General features: G+C 41.0%; 18 protein-coding genes and 1 other annotated feature. Of the genes, 5 read left to right on the top strand and 13 right to left on the bottom strand.

Features of this window, described 5'->3' with window-relative positions; all coding sequences use genetic code 11:
- Window positions 1–43 precede the first annotated feature (43 nt).
- Window positions 44–166: a sequence feature (Phe leader region), on the top strand.
- 44 nt (window positions 167–210) lie between these two features.
- A complete protein-coding gene (locus QL984_RS16835; RefSeq protein WP_013464497.1) occupies window positions 211–1,368 on the top strand; it encodes a chorismate mutase in 1,158 nt (385 codons plus the stop codon).
- Window positions 1,369–1,429: 61 nt separating this feature from the next.
- On the opposite strand, the gene tyrA is transcribed toward QL984_RS16835, so the two are convergent.
- The 7 genes from tyrA to ffh form a co-directional block, all read right to left on the bottom strand.
- A complete protein-coding gene (tyrA, locus tag QL984_RS16840) occupies window positions 1,430–2,563 on the bottom strand; it encodes a bifunctional chorismate mutase/prephenate dehydrogenase (protein WP_013464496.1) in 1,134 nt (377 codons plus the stop codon).
- A gap of 281 nt (window positions 2,564–2,844) precedes the next feature.
- A complete protein-coding gene (locus QL984_RS16845; protein WP_013464495.1) occupies window positions 2,845–3,714 on the bottom strand; it encodes an MYG1 family protein in 870 nt (289 codons plus the stop codon).
- 192 nt (window positions 3,715–3,906) lie between these two features.
- The gene (gene rplS, locus QL984_RS16850) at window positions 3,907–4,266 is read right to left on the bottom strand and encodes a 50S ribosomal protein L19 (RefSeq protein WP_008114473.1); all 360 of its coding nucleotides are present in this window, start codon (window positions 4,264–4,266) and stop codon (window positions 3,907–3,909) included.
- Window positions 4,267–4,299: 33 nt separating this feature from the next.
- Window positions 4,300–5,067, bottom strand: a complete 768-nt coding sequence (trmD, locus tag QL984_RS16855; RefSeq protein ID WP_013464494.1) for a tRNA (guanosine(37)-N1)-methyltransferase TrmD — start codon at window positions 5,065–5,067, stop codon at window positions 4,300–4,302.
- A complete protein-coding gene (rimM, locus tag QL984_RS16860) occupies window positions 5,067–5,603 on the bottom strand; it encodes a ribosome maturation factor RimM (RefSeq protein ID WP_008114470.1) in 537 nt (178 codons plus the stop codon). The genes trmD and rimM overlap by 1 nt, the downstream gene beginning before the upstream one ends.
- Window positions 5,604–5,620: 17 nt before the next feature.
- Window positions 5,621–5,869: a 30S ribosomal protein S16 gene (gene rpsP / locus QL984_RS16865; protein WP_008114468.1), complete on the bottom strand. Its 249-nt coding sequence runs from the start codon at window positions 5,867–5,869 to the stop codon at window positions 5,621–5,623.
- Window positions 5,870–6,130: 261 nt separating this feature from the next.
- Window positions 6,131–7,510 (bottom strand): signal recognition particle protein, encoded by a 1,380-nt coding sequence (gene ffh, locus QL984_RS16870; RefSeq protein ID WP_013464493.1) that lies wholly within the window; start codon window positions 7,508–7,510, stop codon window positions 6,131–6,133.
- 223 nt (window positions 7,511–7,733) lie between these two features.
- On the opposite strand from ffh, the gene ccsA reads away from it, so the two are divergent.
- The gene (gene ccsA, locus QL984_RS16875; protein ID WP_013464492.1) at window positions 7,734–8,540 is read left to right on the top strand and encodes a cytochrome c biogenesis protein CcsA; all 807 of its coding nucleotides are present in this window, start codon (window positions 7,734–7,736) and stop codon (window positions 8,538–8,540) included.
- Between the two features lie 61 nt (window positions 8,541–8,601).
- Complete coding sequence (locus QL984_RS16880) at window positions 8,602–9,870, top strand: CNNM domain-containing protein (protein ID WP_290173024.1); 1,269 nt, start codon at window positions 8,602–8,604, stop codon at window positions 9,868–9,870.
- Between the two features lie 41 nt (window positions 9,871–9,911).
- Here the strand turns inward: QL984_RS16880 and QL984_RS16885 are convergent, their stop codons facing one another.
- Window positions 9,912–10,520, bottom strand: coding sequence for a transglycosylase SLT domain-containing protein (locus QL984_RS16885; RefSeq protein ID WP_013464490.1), 609 nt, complete (start codon window positions 10,518–10,520; stop codon window positions 9,912–9,914).
- A 388-nt stretch (window positions 10,521–10,908) separates the two neighbouring features.
- The gene (gene gshA / locus QL984_RS16895; protein WP_096038299.1) at window positions 10,909–12,486 is read right to left on the bottom strand and encodes a glutamate--cysteine ligase; all 1,578 of its coding nucleotides are present in this window, start codon (window positions 12,484–12,486) and stop codon (window positions 10,909–10,911) included.
- A 427-nt stretch (window positions 12,487–12,913) separates the two neighbouring features.
- On the opposite strand from gshA, the gene QL984_RS16900 reads away from it, so the two are divergent.
- Complete coding sequence (locus QL984_RS16900; protein WP_036956847.1) at window positions 12,914–14,461, top strand: PAS domain-containing methyl-accepting chemotaxis protein; 1,548 nt, start codon at window positions 12,914–12,916, stop codon at window positions 14,459–14,461.
- A 62-nt stretch (window positions 14,462–14,523) separates the two neighbouring features.
- Here the strand turns inward: QL984_RS16900 and clpB are convergent, their stop codons facing one another.
- The 3 genes from clpB to rluD all read right to left on the bottom strand — a co-directional run bounded on the left by clpB (window position 14,524) and on the right by rluD (window position 18,908).
- Complete coding sequence (gene clpB / locus QL984_RS16905; RefSeq protein WP_036956846.1) at window positions 14,524–17,100, bottom strand: ATP-dependent chaperone ClpB; 2,577 nt, start codon at window positions 17,098–17,100, stop codon at window positions 14,524–14,526.
- A 96-nt stretch (window positions 17,101–17,196) separates the two neighbouring features.
- Window positions 17,197–17,928, bottom strand: a complete 732-nt coding sequence (gene pgeF / locus QL984_RS16910) for a peptidoglycan editing factor PgeF (protein ID WP_028835383.1) — start codon at window positions 17,926–17,928, stop codon at window positions 17,197–17,199.
- 2 nt (window positions 17,929–17,930) lie between these two features.
- Window positions 17,931–18,908, bottom strand: coding sequence for a 23S rRNA pseudouridine(1911/1915/1917) synthase RluD (gene rluD / locus QL984_RS16915; protein ID WP_013464485.1), 978 nt, complete (start codon window positions 18,906–18,908; stop codon window positions 17,931–17,933).
- Between the two features lie 141 nt (window positions 18,909–19,049).
- Here rluD and QL984_RS16920 point away from each other — a divergent pair, with 141 nt between their 5' ends.
- Entirely contained in the window at window positions 19,050–19,814 is a 765-nt protein-coding gene (locus QL984_RS16920) for an outer membrane protein assembly factor BamD (RefSeq protein ID WP_013464484.1), read from the top strand.
- Between the two features lie 54 nt (window positions 19,815–19,868).
- Here the strand turns inward: QL984_RS16920 and QL984_RS16925 are convergent, their stop codons facing one another.
- A complete protein-coding gene (locus QL984_RS16925) occupies window positions 19,869–20,207 on the bottom strand; it encodes a P-II family nitrogen regulator (RefSeq protein ID WP_013464483.1) in 339 nt (112 codons plus the stop codon).
- Window positions 20,208–20,315: the final 108 nt, after the last annotated feature.

Genomic DNA, 20,315 nt, shown 5'->3' on the forward strand with positions numbered 1-20,315 from the left:
TGCTTGTTGACATTAGAGGTTACTCTTCATACATTAAGGGCATGAATATAAAATACTCACTTACTTTCTTATCTTTTTTTAGCTTCTTTATATAGAAGAGGCTTCCCTGTTTGTGAGATAAAATCAATCGAATAGTAAAGCCTCCCAACTGGGAGGCTTTTTTGTTTACGCTGTTAAATACAGTGACATTTTTGGAATGAGGAAAACCAAATGAGCAATGATGTTTTAGACACGCTTAGGCACGATATAAATGAAATCGATTCTGACCTACTTGTGTTATTAGCGAAGCGACGCCGTATTAGCCATGGTGTTGTTGAATATAAGATAGCGAATAATAAACCAATTCGTGATGAAGCACGTGAATTAGCATTACTCGAAAAATTAATCGGTTATGGTAAATCTCTTGGTTTAGATGCCTACTATGTAAATAATGTTTTTCAAACCATATTAGAAGACTCAGTATTACATCAACAAGCTATGCTGCAAAAAAACCTCAACCCTGATGCGCTAAGTGAAACCCATCGGGTGACCTATTTAGGCGGACAAGGATCTTACAGTCAACTTGCGTGTCATAAGTACTTTAGTCGCCGACCAGGCAAATTAATTGAAATTGGCTGTAGTTCTTTTGATGAGATCACCGGTAAAGTAGAAAATGGCCAAGCCGACTTTGGCTTGTTACCTATTGAAAATACCAGCTCAGGCAGTATTAATGAAGTATTTGATTTACTCCAGCACGCGCAAGTCTCTATTGTCGGCGAAGTCACTCACAGCGTAGAGCATTGTTTATTAGCCGCCCCAGACACAGAACTTAACCAATTAACCAAAGTGTTTGCTCACCCGCAACCGTTTGCTCAATGTAGCCGTTTTTTACAAGGGCTTGGCGATTTGCAGCATGAGACCTGCGATTCAACATCGAGTGCATTAAAATCAGCACTTGAAACACCTAACAGTGCGGCTATTGGCTCTGCACAAGCAGGTAAAAATGTAGGGCTTGAAGTCATTAAGGCCAATCTTGCTAATCAAAAAGAAAACCATAGTCGCTTCATTGTGGTTGCACGTAAACCGCTACATGTATCTAAACAAATCCCCACTAAAACCAGTTTAATTATGGCAACTAAGCAACAAGCAGGCTCACTCGCCGATGCGCTGATGATTTTTAAACAGCATAATATAAATCTAGTAAAATTAGAGTCTCGCCCTGTACCAGGAAATCCATGGGAAGAAGTATTCTATGTGGATTTAGAAGCGAACCTTGCTGATAGCCAAGTGAAACATGCGTTAGAAGAGCTTAAAGAGCATACCCAGTACGTACGCGTATTAGGCTGTTATCAAAGCGAATCACTGCAAGCGGTGAGTGTACAAAGCTAGCCTAAAGCAACATTAAAAAAGGGCCTGCGGGCCCTTTTTCGTTTTAATTAATCTGTCACGTTTAATCGAGTACTTTGGCGTCGTTCGCTTTATTTAATAAACTGCGACTTTGTGTCAAAAAGTGCGCTGTGGAGTCAGAAAAGTAGGCTTTTGCATCAGCAAAGGCATCGATTAAGGCTGGCTTATCCCCTGCTTTTAACTTTTTAAGCGTCTCTGAGAACAAACACTGATACTGCGCTAATAAGCTTTCTACATTATCAAATTGCGCCAGCATAATATCAGTATACAACTCTGGCGATTGCGCAAAGAGACGACCGACCATCATCAGCTCTAACTGATAAATAGGTGATGAGCAACTACGCAGCTCTGCCAGTGTATGTCCTTGTTTTGCTAAAAACTGACCGTACACAAAGGTGGTTAAATGGCGCATAACCTGAATGATTTGCATCGCTTCATCGTGTTTTTTAGCATCAAGTTCTACTAACTGACAGCCCCAAATTTGTAGCTGCTTTAATAAACCTTGTGCCACTTCAGGATTACGCCCTTCACATACCACCACGGTTTGTTTCACCCAATGAGAAATATCAGGACCAAACATGGGGTGTAAGCCAACAACAGCGCCATTGTGAACTTTTTTGAGCACATTTAACGGCGCTTGTTTAACCGATGTAATATCAACCAGCAAACAATCATCATCGAGTTTAGGTAACGCGTTAACAACCGTTTCGAGGGCATTAATTGGCACACTGATCATCACCAGTTTTGCGCCTTTTAAAATCTCTGCTGCCTGTGATTGCTGGGCTTTATCTAAAACTTTAACTTCGTAACCCGAGCGCTGAAATTGTTTTGCAAATAGCTGCCCCATTGCCCCTTCACCACCAACAATGACAATCGGAGATAGTTGTGAGTCGGCACAAGCTAATTTGGCCTGTTGATTTTGATAAGCTTCACGCATCATGCGCCTGAGAATGTCTTCGACTAAATCAGGGTTTACACCTTGATTAATTGCCTCTTGGCGTCGTGCAGCTAATAAATCAGCTTCTCTATCGGGTGCATGTAGTGGCGCGCCAGTTTGTTGTTTTATTGCGCCAATTTGTTGAGTAATACCATTGCGCTTTGCAAGTAAGGCAACCAGTTGCGCATCGCATTCATCTATACCTTTTCTTAGCTGCGCTAAATCACTTATCTCTGCCACGTTCTCATTCCATCCAAAAAAGCAAAATCGTAAATTAATAATTACAAAAAAGTAAACTAATCAATACGATAAATACTAACAGGATACGTTAGGGGTTAAAAGGCTAATTAGTGAAAAGATCAGTATGAGTCACTCAACTGCGACCAAGGTAGGATAATTAAATGAATAGAGCACAGCTTGCGTAAAGTGAATTAAAAAGCATATAAAAATGTAAGTCTATGCCGAGTTTAAACAATGAAAATTAAAGTGGCTTAATAGCCACTTTAATTAGCACTTTTTATCTAATATTCCAATGCCATAGTCGCAAGCGACATAACACTTTCAAATGATTCTGCACCGGCGATAAATAGGCCATTATGGCAAAACATAGCATCATCTATACCGGTCACTGCTTGAAATTCACTATCAGATAATCCAGCCCACGGTGCAGGTAATGGCTTTCGGTCTTCAAACGAGCCTAGCTCTGCAGGTACCGTTTGCACTATCCACTTACCAGAATGCGATGGATACACTACATATAGCGCCTCTTCTGATAAGCTATGTACGGTTTTTTTCCACGGCGTATAACGCTCTAGTACGATTAATCGTGGATCGTCTGCCTGTTTAATTGCTTGAGCAACAATCTTTTTAGCATTTAAACCACCCTGCGCTGAGGCAACAAAACGAAGCAGCAAAGTGTGTGCAAATTCAACCGCTTGATCAAAAGCAGCATCAAAATTACTTTCTTCTTCCCATGTTGGGTTAAACATAGAAATTGTTTGGCTTAAACTAATTCCTGTGGCAACACCTTCAACATGACCACAATCAATGGCATCAATAGTTGATACAAGCCCTGCATCAACTGCATTCGCCACATCTTGATTATCATCACATATTGCTAAGCCATATTTTTTCCACACCAAGCCAAATGACGAAAAAGGAATCCCATTTTCGCGAGCACCGGCACCGCCGCGCTGATGATGATCAAACCGGTCAGTTTCTGGGTCATATTGGCCGCCAACATCAATAACCACATCAGCGTCATTAATAATCGCATTATCGCGTGTGCGGATAAGGGTAAAAGAAGGGAAAATAATTTTAAGCGCAGCGATACTAAAAACATCATCTGCATGAAAATTGCCGTTGTGCGTAACTATCGTTTTATCATTCATTTTTGTACATCATTTTTTGCAAGAAGTGAGAAGATATTGTGCTTTGAAGTGAACCACACTTTAACGCATGCTGGTTAAGGTGTGTATTGGTTTTTAAATGTAGCGATATAAAAATTGCAATAGCATTAAAACCAAAACGGGTTGCAACCCAAAGGTTGCAACCCGTTTTTTTGCGTTGATAAACAGCGCGTATTAGTTAAGTTTTTCTCTAATACGTGCAGATTTACCTGAACGCTCACGTAGATAGTAAAGCTTAGCACGACGAACCGCACCGCGACGCTTAACTGTTACGCTATCAATAAGAGGGCTGTGCGTTTGGAATACACGCTCAACACCTTCACCGTTCGAGATTTTACGAACTGTGAATGCTGAGTGAAGACCACGATTACGCTTAGCGATTACAACACCTTCAAAGGCCTGTAGACGCTCTTTAGCACCTTCTTTTACTTTTACCTGTACAACTACTGTATCACCAGCGCCGAATGCAGGTACGTCTGTTTTAAGCTGCTCTTCTTCAAGCGCTTTAATAATATTTTGGTTTACTTTTGCCATTATGTTTCTCACTTTCCTAGGTGTAACTGTCTTCTAGCCACAAGCTTTTTGGTACTCTTGCTGAAATTTCGCGAGTAATACCGCTTGCTCCTCAGTCAGAGCTAGGTTATGCAACAAGTCAGGACGGCGAAGCCAAGTTCTACCTAATGACTGCATAAGCCGCCATTTTGCTATCTCTTGGTGGTTTCCGCTGAGTAATACAGCAGGCACCTGTTTGTCGTCCAATGTTTCTGGCCGTGTATAGTGAGGACAATCTAGCAAGCCATCCGAAAATGAATCTTGCTCTGCTGACTGGTTGTGTCCTAACACCCCTGGCACTAATCGAGCTACTGCGTCAATTAATGTCATGGCAGGTAGTTCACCTCCACTCAAAATAAAATCACCAATTGACCATTCTTCGTCAACGTACGATTCTATTATTCTCTCGTCTATACCTTCATAGCGACCGGCAATTAAAATCAGTTTTTCAGAGCTTGCGAGTTCGCTAGCCCCTTGCTGATCTAGTTTGCGCCCTTGTGGCGACATATAAATTACTTTTGCACCATCCCCTGCAGCCTGTTTGGCTTCAAGAATGGCTTGTTTAAGCGGCTCAACCATCATTAACATGCCTGGCCCGCCCCCGTAAGGACGATCATCTACGGTTCTATGCTTATCAGTTGCATAGTCTCGTGGATTCCAGCAGTTAAAGTCGATTAAACCCTTTTTAACAGCGCGACCGGTTACACCTTGCGTTGTAATTGCATCAAACATATCCGGGAAAAGGCTGATAACCCCTACCCACAACGAACTTGTTTGACTCATTAAAAGCTTGGATCCCAATCTACAGTAATTTCTTTCGCATCATATTTAACCTCTTGAATAACTGAATCAGTTAAAAAAGGAATTAAACGTTCTGCTTGGCCAAATGCATCTTTACTGTTTGCTTTCACAACCAGTACGTCATTTGAGCCTGTCTCCATAAGGTCATCAACAATGCCTAAGTTATAACCTTTATCAGTTACAACCGACATGCCAATGAGATCTCGCCAATAGAATTCACCTTGCGGTAATTCTGGTAGCTGCGCTGAATCCACAGAAATTTCAACATTGGTATAAGCCATTGCTTGGTCTCTGTCGTTTACTTGCGCAAACTTAGCGATAAAGCCTTTGTTGTGGCGACGCCAGTCGACCACTTCTAAGGATTGCCATTTACCTTGCTGCCCTATCAACCACGGGCTGAAATCGAAGATCCCTTGGGGATCATCAGTAAATGAATGCACCTTAAGCCAGCCCTTTATACCATATGGGGCGCCGAGCTTTCCTACGACAATTATTGATGAGGTGTTCTCTTGACTCATGGTTACACTTACGCCTATTAAGCCGCTTTACGAGCGTCTTTAACTAATTTAGCTACACGATCTGAAAGACCTGCGCCTTGACCTAACCAGTGCTCAACACGTGGTAAATCTAAACGAAGTTTTTCTTCTTGACCTGAAGCGATTGGGTTAAAGAAACCTACTTTCTCGATGAAGCGACCGTCACGCGAGAAACGGCTATCCGCAACCACAATTTGATAGAAAGGGCGTTTTTTAGCGCCACCACGTTGCAAACGAATAGTTACCATACCGTCCTCTAAATAGATTGACTGTTTTCATTAATAAGATTTACTCCCCAGTATAGGGAGCCGGTGAATTGTACGAGTTTTTAGCAACAATGCAAGTAAGAAGTGATGCAAAAAGGCAGTTTAGTAGATTAAACCGTGATCCAAGATGAAAAAGTATATGAATAAGCTATTCTGTGCATAGTTTATTCAACAATAAAGAGGCATTTTGCCTCTTTATTGATTACTTTTTATCTCGTATTGGAGGTATTAAAGGTTAAATTATTAAAATTTTGGACCACCGCCACCCATCATGCCAGGTGGTAACATCCCTTTCATGCCACGCATCATTTTTTGCATGCCACCTTTACCTTTCATCTTCTTCATCATTTTTTGCATTTGCGTAAATTGCTTAAGCAGTTTATTGATCTCTTGTACTTGCGTACCAGAGCCCGCAGCAATACGCTTTTTACGCGAACCTTTGATGATTTCTGGGCGTGCACGCTCTTTTTTGGTCATAGAGCTAATAATCGCTTCCATTTGAATAAAGGTTTTATCACCCATTTGCCCTTTAACCGCATCTGGGATGTTTTGCATGCCAGGCAGTTTATCGAGCATCGACATCATGCCACCCATGTTTTTCATTTGCTTTAATTGATCAGCAAAGTCATCCAGCGTAAAGCCATCACCTTTAAATACTTTTTGTGCTACTTTTGCCGCTTGTTCTTTGTCTACTTTCATCTCGACTTCTTCGATTAATGAAAGTACATCACCCATGCCTAAAATACGTGAAGCAATTCGGTCTGGGTGGAAAGGCTCAAGGGCATCAGTGCGCTCACCCACACCCATAAATTTAATTGGCTTACCAGTAATATGACGAATAGATAAAGCAGCACCACCTCGGGCATCACCATCTGTTTTAGTCAGTATCACACCGGTCAGCGGTAAAGCTTCGTCAAATGCTTTTGCTGTATTTGCCGCATCTTGACCTGTCATTGCATCAACAACGAATAGCGTTTCGATTGGATTAATTGCATGATGCAAGGCTTTAATTTCATCCATCATGTCGCTATCAACATGCAAACGACCCGCAGTATCGACTAATACAACATCAATAAATTTCTTTTTCGCATGAGAAATGGCGGCAGTTGCAATATCAACTGGTTTTTGCGAAATATCACTTGGGAAAAATTCTACATTAACTTCTGTTGCTAAGGTTTCTAATTGCTTAATTGCCGCTGGACGATACACATCGGCACTCACCACTAGCACAGACTTCTTCTTGCGCTCTTTTAAAAACTTAGCCAGCTTACCCACACTGGTGGTTTTACCCGCACCTTGAAGACCAGCCATCATCACTACCGCTGGCGGCTGTGCGTTAAGGCTTAGCTCTTCGTTAGCTTCACCCATGGCTTTTTCAAGTTCTTCACGAACAATTTTTATAAATACTTGGCCAGGGCTCAAGCTTTTGGTGACTTCAACACCAACCGCACGCTCTTTAACTTGCTTTACAAACTCGCGAACAACAGGCAACGCCACATCGGCTTCTAAAAATGCCATTCGCACTTCACGAAGTGTATCTTTAATGTTGTCTTCAGTTAAGCGACCACGGCCACTAATATTTTTTAGGGTTTTACCTAATCGTTCTTGGAGGTTCTCAAACATGTAACGGTTCCGAAAAGACGTTTATATCAACTCTATTAATAAGGTCGATGTTATTAAAATTCAATTGAAAATAGTATACCGTAAATGGTGGCATACAATACAGTGCTGAAGTGCTGCTTATTGAGTTTCTTTTTACAGGGTCTATGCATTTGCGTTGCTATAAAATACAATGACCAGATAACGAACACGAATTATTTGACTTCAATTAAGTGGCCAAAGCAAAATGCTGATTATTAGTTTAACTATTATTGCCAGTTTATTTTATGTGTTAGCAACGTCTCACGTGCTTTCGCGATTGTTTCATCGTCAGGGACCAAGCCAAAAAATTACTATAATACTGAGCACTGTCGCTATTTTGGCGCATATGCTGCTTTTAGTAAACTCGGTGTTTAGAGCCGATGGCCAAGATTTAAGTATTGTTAATGTTGCATTACTGACTTGTTGGGTAATAGTGCTTTGTGTCACCACCGTCTCTTTGAAGTTTCCTGCGACACTGCTATTACCTGTTGTATACGGCTTTGCTGCCCTGTTAACTATTGCTAGCCTGTTTATTCCTCATCACGTTTTACTTCATAGCATTAATGTAGAGCTTGCGTTAGTTGCGCATATTTCACTGTCGTTATTAGCCTACTGTATCTTAATTATCGCCACCCTTTACGGCGTACAATTTTACTTTATTGATAAACGTTTGAAACGTAAAGATTTAGCAATAGTACATAGCCATTTACCGCCACTAATGGTGGTAGAGCGTCAACTTTATCAACTATTAAATTTAGGCACAGTATTATTAAGCGTGGCGCTGATTACAGGGTTTGTATTTCTTGATGGCATGTTTGCCAAAGAGTTTATTCATAAAACAATCTTATCTTTAGTTGCTTGGGCTATTTTTGCTACGATTGCCGTTGGCCATGTAAAACGAGGTTGGCGAGGGAAAATGGTGGTAGTGAGTATTATGATTGCCGCATTTACACTCACACTCGCTTATTTTGGCAGCCGTTTTATACAAGAAGTGGTTCTAAATAAGTTTTAACTTGACTCTGAAAGCTCACTCTAGCTTAATACGCATTGGTTTATAAAAAAAGGATCCATCGTTGGACGACATATCGACAAGTACGCTGTTTATCATTTTAGGTTTATTGGTACTTTTTTCTGCTTACTTCTCCGGGTCAGAAACCGGAATCATGTCAATCAACCGTATTCGTTTACGACACCTCGCTAAAGAGAATCATCGTGCTGCGAAACGCGTTAGTAAATTACTCAGTCGACCTGACAGGTTGATAGGTCTTATCCTTATTGGTAATAACCTTGTCAATATTGCGGCTGCCCAAGTTGCCACCATTATTGGTATTCGTTTGTATGGTGATTTAGGTATTGCTATAGCAACAGGTGCATTAACACTTGTGGTGCTGATTTTCGCTGAAGTAACGCCAAAAACACTGGCCGCCCTCTATCCTGAGCGAGTCGCTTTTCCAAGTTCGGTGATACTCAAAGGGTTACTAAAAATTCTCTTCCCATTTGTTGTCGTTGTTAACTGGATGACCAATGGTATATTGCGCTTATTTGGTATTAGCGATGCACAAATAGATGAGCACAGCATGAGTAAAGAAGAATTAAAAACCGTGCTAAATGAATCGGGGGCGCTGATCCCCGCTCGTCACCAAAGTATGTTGACCTCTATTTTAGATTTAGAGCAAGTTACCGTTGAAGATATTATGATCCCTCGCAATGAAATTGTGGCGATTGATATTAATGACGATTGGAAAATAATCAGTAAACAACTTACTCACGCTCAACATACCCGGGTGCTTTTATACCGCGACAATATTGATGATGCTGTTGGCTTTATTCACTCTCGTGATGCGCTTCGCCTTTTAACTAAAGAGCAGTTTGATAAGCCTTCGCTATTGCGTGCGGTACGTGAAATTTACTTTATCCCTGAGGGCACCTCGCTGAACACTCAACTACTAAAATTTCAGTTATCAAAAGAACGTATTGGTATTGTTGTTGATGAATATGGCGACATTCAGGGCTTAGTCACTCTTGAAGATATTCTTGAAGAAGTTGTGGGTGATTTTACTACCACTCAAACTCGGACACCGAGTGAAGAAGTAACCACACAAAACGATGGCTCTTATATTGTCGACGGCGGTGCTAACGTTCGCGACTTAAATAAAGAAATGGGCTGGGAATTCCCATTAGACGGTCCTAAAACATTAAGTGGCTTGATTGTTGAGTACTTAGAAGATATACCCGATGCTAATTTAAGTATTCGTATTGCAGGCTATCCGGTTGAAGTACTTGAGGTAAAAGAAAACATGATTAAACAAGTTAAAATTCAACCAAACAAACGTAAAAAATAAACCAATAAAAAAGGAGCCTGCTGGCTCCTTTTTAATCTAATCTAAAAGAACAATCGCTCTAACCAACCTTTATCTAAATCATCTTCGCAGCGTCTTAGCTGTGCGCCATAACGGCTTGCCCGATGTTTTACTTTATTGGCAACGCTCATTAGCCATTTTTTCTTACGATAGGTGCCTCGTTTATAACCGCCCCATCCCTCATGATAATTTAAATACTGTGCGTAGGCGTCCCACTTAGACACACCATTAACTTTATGGGTTTTATAAACAAACCACGCCATAAAATCAATCGCATCTTCAAATTCGTCTCTGTCGGCGCCACTGTTACCTGTTTCACGAATATAATCAGACCAAGTAGGCGTTTTAGCTTGAGAATAGCCATAGGCATCGCTTGCACGACCAGTAGGGATTATCCATAAGAAGTATTCCATAGGCGGTGCTGCATCGTGGCGAAAAGAACTTTCTTGATACATCATGCTCATTAACACATGTTTTGGGGAGCCCCACTTTTCCTGCGCGTCTTTGGCATCAAAATACCAGTCAGATTTCTCTTCGAAAATTTTACAAATATCTTCTGGTTGCTTTGGGGGAGCTGTTGCACACCCAGCTATAGTGAGCAGCAAAGATAAGGTAATAATATTTTTTTTCATTTTTTAAGATCTCACTGAACTTTTTAAAAAAGTGTGGGTCTGAATCTATGAATGCAGCAGTACAGCATTGTTTCATCCCTAAAGAATATTTACGCAGCTACTATGAGCTGCGTTTTTTTTGCCTGCTACTTACTTGGGTCTGTTGACCTTTCAAGGTTGCATTTGCAGCAGTTTGTTTGGTATTTAGGCAAGGCAAAGCCTATGTGGTGTGGTTATTCCCCATAAATAGGCGATAACGCAGCATCAATGCCAAACAGGTGCTGCCCTTCGGGTTCTGCCTAGAAGCGATTTACTCTTTGTTGCTCGGTTTTTACTTAGCCCACTAGGTTACAAACCTCGCGCCGCGATTAAACCGCTCCTAGTTTGAACAAATTGTAATCCGCAAAGGTCAACAGACCCTGAAATACGTATCTAAAAATGCGGTAAATGATTGTTTATCAGCTTGTTCAATTGCCTTTTGGGCTTGGTACGACTCTGCAGCTTGTTGCTCTAGCCACGATTTTGAAAATTCAGTATAACTTGCTGTTTCATGGCTTTGTTTGTACTTCTGAGCAAGTGACAGTGCAAAGTGGCCATTATCTAACCCTGACGCTTTTAACTGCTCAACATAACGACCAGAATACGTTAATGCCGGATCATGAATCCAAGTCGCCATGCGCTTAATAGTGTTTGAGTAGTAGTCAACATCGTAAGCAGTATCCATCCACTGAGCAACATCACTCAGCTGACTAAATATTTCATCACCCCAAGATTCTAGGCTGCGCTGCTCATTATTAAAATTAAGCATCAAGCCTTGTTCTCGACCTTGGTTAACCACCGTATCAAGATTTTCAGTGCTACGAGTTTGCTCTTGCCAATCCATAGGCGCTGAATCTTTTAATAAACAATAAGTTAAAAACACATCTAAAAAGTGTATTTGCTCTAAGTCAATCCCAACTTCACTAAACGGGTTAACATCCAATGCACGAATTTCAATATATTCTATACCCGCTCTTAGCAATGCATCGGTGGGCGTTTCACCATTTTTTGCATTACGTTTAGGACGAATTGGCGAGTAAAACTCGTTCTCTATTTGCAAAATGTTTTTATTTAATTGCTTTGGCGTCGAACTGGTGTAATCGTCAATACTGCCGTAAATATCTGAAGGCGTATTTATGGCTTTTTTAAGTCCTGCAACATATTCATCTAATGAGTTATACATTACTCGTAATGACGATTGTGCGCTATTGGTATAGCCTAAGTTACCTAACCGTAATGCGGTACCCACTTCCAAATATAAAGTGCCTTTACCGAGTTTTTTAAACGGTAAGTCGCTTTTACGCCCTTGTAAAAAAGAGCTACATAATGCCGGTGATGCGCCAAACATGTAGCTAATTAACCACAGTTCGCGTTTAAAATTACGAATTAACGCCAAGTAACTATCCGATATAAAATCTTCAAGTTTCGCGTCACTTTGCTTTAATGAGTGCAGTGACTGCCATAGCGTTTGTGGAAAAGAAATATTGAAATGCACGCCAGCAATCGCTTGCATCATACTGCCGTAACGATTCTTCAAGCCTTCGCGATATAGGGTTTTCATTTTACCGACATTAGAGTCGCCAAATTGTGCCAATACAATATCGTCTTGATGATTTATAAAGCACGGCATACTAATTGGCCACAACAATTCATCGCCCATATGTTCTAGGGTGAACTTTTGTAAATCTTTTAGCTGCTGCAAAGTTTGCGTTGATGACTCGCTAACCGGTGTAATGAACTCAAGTAAAGACTCAGAAAAATCAGTGGTAATATGCCCATTGGTGAGCGCACAGCCCACACCTTGAGGATGAGCCTGTTTAGAAATAGAACCATCGTGGTTAATTCTTAATGATTCTCTCTCAATACCGCGCATAATGCCTTTAATAGCCTGTTGATTATTTGCATTAGATAGCGCGTTGAGCGTGTTCTTTAAATTATAAGTTGTCAAAAAAAAGTTTCCTCGAGCCAAGTGGCTTAATCATAAGGTTATGGGGTCTTTTTACCTTTACTCAAGATTAAACGATGAAAAAACTATATGAATTTATTAGATATAGTTTTTACTGGATTTTAAACACGCTTTGTTTCACGCTATAAAAGATAATCTTGCCATTGCCACTACGAATATACAATTTCTTTTACATATTATTTGCCATAACCCCCCGCTGACAACATGGCGTTTTAAAACGCTTTGATAAGATAGAGTTAAACCCTAAAAGTTTGTCATAACTGAAAAATTCAATTACGCTTAATATTGATAAAGATCATATAAATATCAAAAAAAATGTCTTATTCCTGCTATTTTACACATATCACTAACGTACATTAGTTTTAGTAATTACAATAGCCGCCATAATAAAGAATGATAAAGAGTCACTATGCGTCGTAATCAAAGCTTAATAGATGAAGAAGTTAACTTCGAAGAACACCAAGAGTTGGTTTCAACCACTGACTTACGCGGTGTTATTACTTATGCCAATCATGAGTTTTGTAGTATCGCAGGCTACGAGATGGATGAACTGATAAATAAAAATCACAATATCGTTCGCCACCCTGATATGCCAAAAGCTGCATTTAAAGAAATGTGGGACACTTTAAAACAAGGCCATTCGTGGCGTGGCGCGGTAAAAAACTTATGTAAGGACGGCCGCTATTATTGGGTTGATGCATTTGTAACGCCTATTTTTGAGCATGGCCAACTTATTGGTTATCAGTCTGTACGAATAAAACTAGAGCAACGCGCAAAACGCAGAGCGCAAAAGCTCTATGCCAAAATTAACGCTAATAAATCATTATTCAGCTGGCGCGAACGCACATCAATGAGACAAGGTTTGAGCATTGCGGGTATTTTAATTTGGTTAGCCAGTGTCGCAATGTGGGGCTCTCTTTCGCTTGCCGCGATTAACTTATTAGTATGTATTGTTATTTTAGTTTTAAATTATGATGAGCTGGTAATCACACCTGCAACCCTCAAACAACAAAAAAACCAAGCAGACTCTGTATCTCGTTATGTGTTTAGTGGCTCGCACCCACACAGCATTAGTGAGTATAGAGAGCAGATGCTCAGTGCTAAATTAAGAACGGTACTGGGGCGGGTAAAAGATTCAACCTTGAGTTTTAATACGATTGCCCAAGGGTTAGATCAACAATCGACGTTGACCGAGCAAGGTATTTCTTCTCAAGGCACTCAGCTAGAACAAATTGCTTCAGCCATGTCACAAATGAGTACCACGATTGGTGAAATCTCTAACAATACCAATAACACGGCTGATAAAGTGGGCATTACTTATCAAAGCTGCTCTGATATCAAGAATCATATTGCAGATAACAGTAAAATGGTGTCTGACTTAGCTGTACAAGTTGAGCAAGCGGCCGCCACAGCAACGGGGCTTGCCTCTGAAGCGGATAAAATTGGCCAAGTCATGAGTGAAATAGAAGGGATTGCTGAACAAACTAACTTATTGGCACTCAATGCGGCTATTGAAGCGGCACGCGCCGGTGAGCATGGGCGTGGTTTTGCAGTCGTTGCCGATGAAGTAAGAGCGCTGTCGTCACGAACTCAAAACGCCACAGCACAAATTCATAGCTCAATTAAAGAAATTCAAGATACCTTGTTTAGCTGGTCTAAAATCATGCAGAGCACAAAACAACAAGCCGATGACTGTGTTAATACAACAGGACAAACACAACAAGAGCTTGATAGTATTTTTATTCAAATTAGTGAAATTTCACAGCTCGCCACGGATATTTCAGCCGCAGCAGAACAGCAGCAGGTTGTAAGTAAAGACATTGGTAGTAATGTTGAAAAGATTAAAGGCTTAGGGGATGACAATTTACAATTGAGTTTTAGCGTAGCGCACGGTGCGGCTGAACTAGTTGAAGGCTCAAGAAAAGTGAATGACTTATTACTGACTTTTAAAGTTTAACAAACGCCCTAAAATAGAAACAAAAAAGCCGCTGTAAACAGCGGCTTTTTGCTGTGCTCAGATTATCGACTCGTAAACACTAAGCCGTCTTCGTTAGCATCAATGACAATGATACAACCTGGTTGAAATTCATTATTAAGCAGTTTTTGTGCTAATGGATTTTCAATGGTTTGCTGTATTGCCCGTTTAAGTGGACGAGCGCCATAGACAGGATCAAAGCCACTGGCAGCAATTCGCTCAAGAGCAGCATCTGTCAACTCAAGTAAATACCCCATCTCTGTCAATCGTTGACGTAATTTGCTTAACTGAATATCTGCAATTTCTTTAATATGACTATGTGAAAGTGAGTGAAATACCACAGTTTCATCAATACGGTTAATGAACTCGGGTCTAAATTCATTATGTAAAACACCCATGACTTTTGCTTTAAGCTCGTCATAGTCATTACTTCCCGCTTGCTCTTGAATGATATCTGAGCCCAAGTTGGAGGTCATAATGATAACCGAATTTTTAAAATCAACCGTACGCCCTTGGCCATCCGTTAAACGCCCGTCATCAAGGACTTGTAATAAAATATTAAACACATCTGGATGCGCTTTTTCTATTTCATCAAGCAAAATAACCGAATAGGGTTTACGACGAACAGCTTCGGTTAAATAACCACCTTCTTCGTAACCTACGTACCCTGGAGGCGCACCGACTAAACGTGCGACTGAGTGTTTTTCCATAAACTCAGACATATCTATACGCACCATGGCACTTTCGGTATCAAACATATAGCCTGCTAGTGCCTTGGTAAGTTCTGTTTTACCAACCCCTGTAGGCCCTAAAAATAAGAACGAGCCAATTGGACGATTGGGATCAGCAAGCCCTGCACGCGAACGACGAATGGCATTAGCCACCGCAACGACGGCCTCATCTTGACCAATGACTTTGTTATGTAACTGCTCTTCCATTTGTAATAGTTTTTCACGTTCACCTTGGAGCATACGCGCCACTGGGATCCCGGTCCAACGTGATAAAATTTCTGCAATTTCATCTTCGCCTACCTGATTTTTAAGCAAGCTCATTTCTTGCATTTCTGCTTGTGATGCTAAATCGAGTTTGCGCTCAAGCTCAGGTATACGTCCATATTGCAGTTCAGACATACGCTGCAAGTCACTTGCTCTGCGAGCCACTTCTAAATCAAGTCGTGCCTGCTCTAGCTCAGCTTTAATAACCTGCGTGCCTTGTAAAGACGCTTTTTCTGCATTCCATACTTCATCTAGTTCACGGTATTGCCCTTCAAGCTCAGTGATCAGCTCGACCATTTCTGTACGGCGCTTTTGACTTGCTTCATCTTTCTCTTTGGCCAATGCGTTATCTTCAATTTTTAATTGGATAATGCGGCGCTCTAATTTATCTAAAGCTTCTGGCTTTGAATCAATTTGCAAGCGAATAGAAGAGCCCGCTTCGTCAATTAAATCGATTGCTTTATCGGGTAATTGGCGATCACTAATATAACGATGCGATAACTGCGCTGCGGCAACGATTGCAGGGTCGGTGATCTCCACTGAATGGTGTAATTCGTAACGCTCTTTCAAGCCACGCAGAATAGCAATGGTGTCTTCTACTGAAGGCTCTTCTATTAATACCTTTTGGAAACGGCGCTCAAGCGCAGCATCTTTTTCAATGTACTTACGGTATTCATCTAAAGTGGTTGCGCCTACGCAATGGAGTTCACCGCGTGCTAAGGCAGGTTTTAACATGTTACCCGCATCCATAGCGCCATCACTTTTACCCGCTCCAACAATGGTATGAATTTCATCAATAAATAAAATAACTTGGCCTTCTTCTTTAGCCAACTCATTAAGTACTGATTTTAAACGCTCTTCAAATTCACCTCGGTATTTTGCACCAGCAACTAATGCGCCTAAATCAAGTGATAATACGCGCTTGTTTTTTAAGCCCTCAGGCACTTCACCATTAATAATACGCTGTGCAAGCCCTTCAGCTATGGCTGTTTTACCCACCCCTGGCTCACCAATTAACACAGGGTTATTTTTGGTACGGCGTTGTAATACTTGAATAGTGCGGCGAATTTCATCATCACGACCGATTACAGGGTCAAGCTTACCTTGCTCTGCACGCTCAGTTAAATCGATGGTGTACTTTTCAAGTGCTTGGCGTGTTTCTTCCGCATTAGGATCGTCAACTTTTTGGCCACCACGAATCGCCTCAATTGCCGTTTCAACCTTACTCGCCGTAATGTTAAGTGCTTTAAAAACACTGCCAAGCGGGCCTTTATCTTCACACGCAACTAATACAAACAACTCACTTGAAATGTATTTATCTTTACGCTTTTGGGCGTATTTATCACATAGGTTTATCAGTGAAACCATGTTATTTGACAACTGTACATCGCCACCAACACCTTCCACTTTAAATAACTTTTCTATCTCTTGTGATAATTTAGTGTTGAGTTCATCAACGCTGATGCTCATTTGTGCAAATAGTGCACGTACACTTGAGCCACTTTGTTTTAACAAAGCGTACATTAGATGCACAGGTTCAATAAATTGATGATCGCGACCTAGCGCTAATGATTGCGCATCTGAAAGCGCAGACTGAAATTTACTTGTAAATCTATCTAAACGCATGGGGGTTTACCTATAAAAAAACGAATTACTTAATAGATGGGTATGTTAGCGGGTTTGTTCAAGGTATTGTGGGAAAAATAATCACCTAATGATTATTTACTTGCGCCAGATCAAACTTGCCATACGACCGGTTTGGCCATCGCGCCGATAAGAAAAAAACAAGTTAGCTTGAGAAACCGTGCAATGCTCACCCCCGCTAATGTTTATAACGCCCTGTTGATTAAGTAAAATAGTTGCTATTAGATAGATATCAGCTAAATACTTTTCATTATTTTGAGCTTTGAACGCGCTGTGCATTAGTGGGTTATTTGCTGTAAATAACTCGACTACCTCTTGGCCGACTTGAAATTGATTCGCCCCTATTGCAGGACCTAACCAAGCATGTATATTCGCCGAGGCATTTTTAAAACATGCCAGCGTATTGTTTATCACCCCTTGCTCTAACCCTCGCCAACCAGCATGAATTGCGGCCACTTCTTGCCCGTCACTCGATGAGAGTAAAATAGGTAAACAATCAGCGGTCATTATGGCTAAAGGTTGATTGCGTAATTGCGTATATAGCGCATCGGCTGTGAGTGTTTGGTTGGGGTCAAATCGCTCATCCACTGTAATTACATCAGCGCTATGAACCTGATTTAACCAAATTGCCGGTTTAGGCAAATGAGCATTTACACGTGCTCTGTTATTTAATACATCTTGGCTGTTATCACCTACATGCAACCCTAAATTCAAACTATCGAATGGAGGCTGAGATACGCCCCCTTCACGTGTAGTACTCAATGTATCTACACCATGAAGAGATTGCCATGTAGCTGATAAGCCAAACATTGTTAACTCGCTATATCAGGGTTTGCTTTTGTGTCTTCACGCAGTGCTTGAGTCATTTGGACCATATCATCAGGGATAGGCGCTTGCCAGGTCATCATTTCACCGGTGATTGGATGCGCAATACTTAATTTAACGGCATGAAGCGCTTGGCGTTTAAAGCTACGCAGTAACTCAAATAACTCAGGCGTTGCCCCTTTTGGTGGACGAGGACGACCGCCATAAGATTGATCGCCAATTAATGGGTGGTTTAAGTACGCCATATGCACACGAATTTGGTGTGTACGCCCTGTTTCAAGGCGTAAACGCAAACGAGTATGGGCGCGGAATTTTTCGGCAACACGGTAATGCGTAATAGCTGGTTTACCCATTTCATGTACTGCCATATGCGTACGCTGCGTAGCATGACGACCAATTGGTTTTTCAACCATACCACCGGCTGTCATAGTGCCATTACATAACGCTTCATATTCACGTGTAAAGTTTTCGCGCTTTTGCAGTGCTTTAACTAAATGTGTTTGTGCCTGAATCGTTTTAGCAACAACCATTAAACCTGTTGTGTCTTTGTCTAAACGATGCACAATACCCGCTCGTGGTACGTTAATAATTTCCGGATAGTAGTGTAATAAAGCATTTAACACAGTACCGTCAGGGTTACCTGCGCCAGGATGAACCACTAATCCCATTGGTTTGTTGATCACTAAAATATCATCGTCTTCATAAACGATGTTTAATTTGATATCTTGTGCTTCGTATTCACGAGGTGCTTCTATTGTTGTTTCAACAGCTACAACTTCACCACCGAGTAGTTTTTCACGCGGGGTGTTGAAAATTTCACCATCAACGGTGATTTTATCATCTAAAATCCACGTTTTTATCCGTGATCGTGAATAATCAGGGAACAATTGTGCTAATACTTGGTCTAGACGTTTACCACCTAAGTCTGTTGGGACCTCGGCTTGGAGAGATATTTGCTCTGACATTAGTAACTTTACCCAATTTACCAGTGCAAGCTTTGCTTGACTGGGTTAGAATCGCTTTTAATAAAAGCATAACATAATACGCATAGTTTACTCGGTTTTACCCACTTGGCCTAGCCGAAGACATCGAAGGTAACAAATAAAATGATAAATAAAATAGGGAAACGTGCATTCGCCATTGTTTTTTCAGTTTCAGTGCTTAGTTTAGGGGCCTGCTCGTCTGCACCTGACCAAGAAGATATTCAACGCGTACCCAACAGATCGGCACAAGCACTATACGAAGATGCAAAACAAACGCTTGATTCTGGTTTATACGCTCGTGCAATTGAATTATTAACGGCAATTGATTCTCGCTACCCGTTTGGTCCGTTTTCAAAACAAGTCCAAATGGATTTAGTGTATGCACATTACCAATCAGGTAATACAGAGCAAGCGCTTGCTACAATCGACCGTTTTATTCGCTTAAACCCAAACCACAAAGATTTAGATTACATGTACTACATGCGTGGCTTGGTTAATATTAAGGCGGATAAAAATGCTTTCCAAGAATACTTTGGTGTAGACAGAGCTGACAGAGATGCTAAACGCACCCGTGTTGCTTATACCGACTTATCAACTTTGGTTAAACGTTTTCCAGAAAGTGATTATGCGCCAGAAGCAAAACGTCGTTTAGTTTGGTTATTAAACCGCATGGCACGTTATGAGTTAAAAGTGGCAACTTACTATTACGAACGTGAAGCCTATTTAGCAGCCGCAAATCGCGGTAAATATGTGGTAGAGCACTACTCACAAAGTAGTTATCTTGATGCGGCACTCGCCATGATGGAAAAGAGTTACGAGAAGCTTGGCTTGACTGAACTAAGTCAGCATGCAGAGCAAACGCGTAAATTTAATAGCAGAAATAAATAACACGAAAAAGGCGCTAGTTATAAAATTAGCGCCTTTTTTACGAGGTTTACTCGACTATATAGCCTCTTCATCCTCTTCTGCAGTACGAATTCGAACCACACGTTCTACGTCAGTGACAAATATTTTACCATCACCGATTTTGCCAGTTTGTGCTGTTTTAACAATAACATCAATAGCACGTTCTACGTCTTCATCACCGAGCACAATATCTAGTTTTACTTTAGGTAAAAAGTCAACCATGTACTCAGCACCACGGTATAGCTCTGTGTGGCCTTTTTGACGCCCAAACCCTTTTACTTCACTTACTGTCATACCCGTAATGCCTACATCAGATAATGCTTCACGCACATCATCGAGCTTAAACGGTTTAATGATTGCTTCTATTTTTTTCATAGTAATTACTTTTGAAAGCTTCAGTTGCCTCGATTTTAGACAATCATGAGGTTCATAGCAAACAAAGAGATTGAATAGCACCGGTGAAAAATAATCATGGTATGATTA

Source organism: Pseudoalteromonas sp. APC 3495 (assembly GCF_030407645.1).
GTDB classification, from domain to species: domain Bacteria; phylum Pseudomonadota; class Gammaproteobacteria; order Enterobacterales; family Alteromonadaceae; genus Pseudoalteromonas; species Pseudoalteromonas tetraodonis.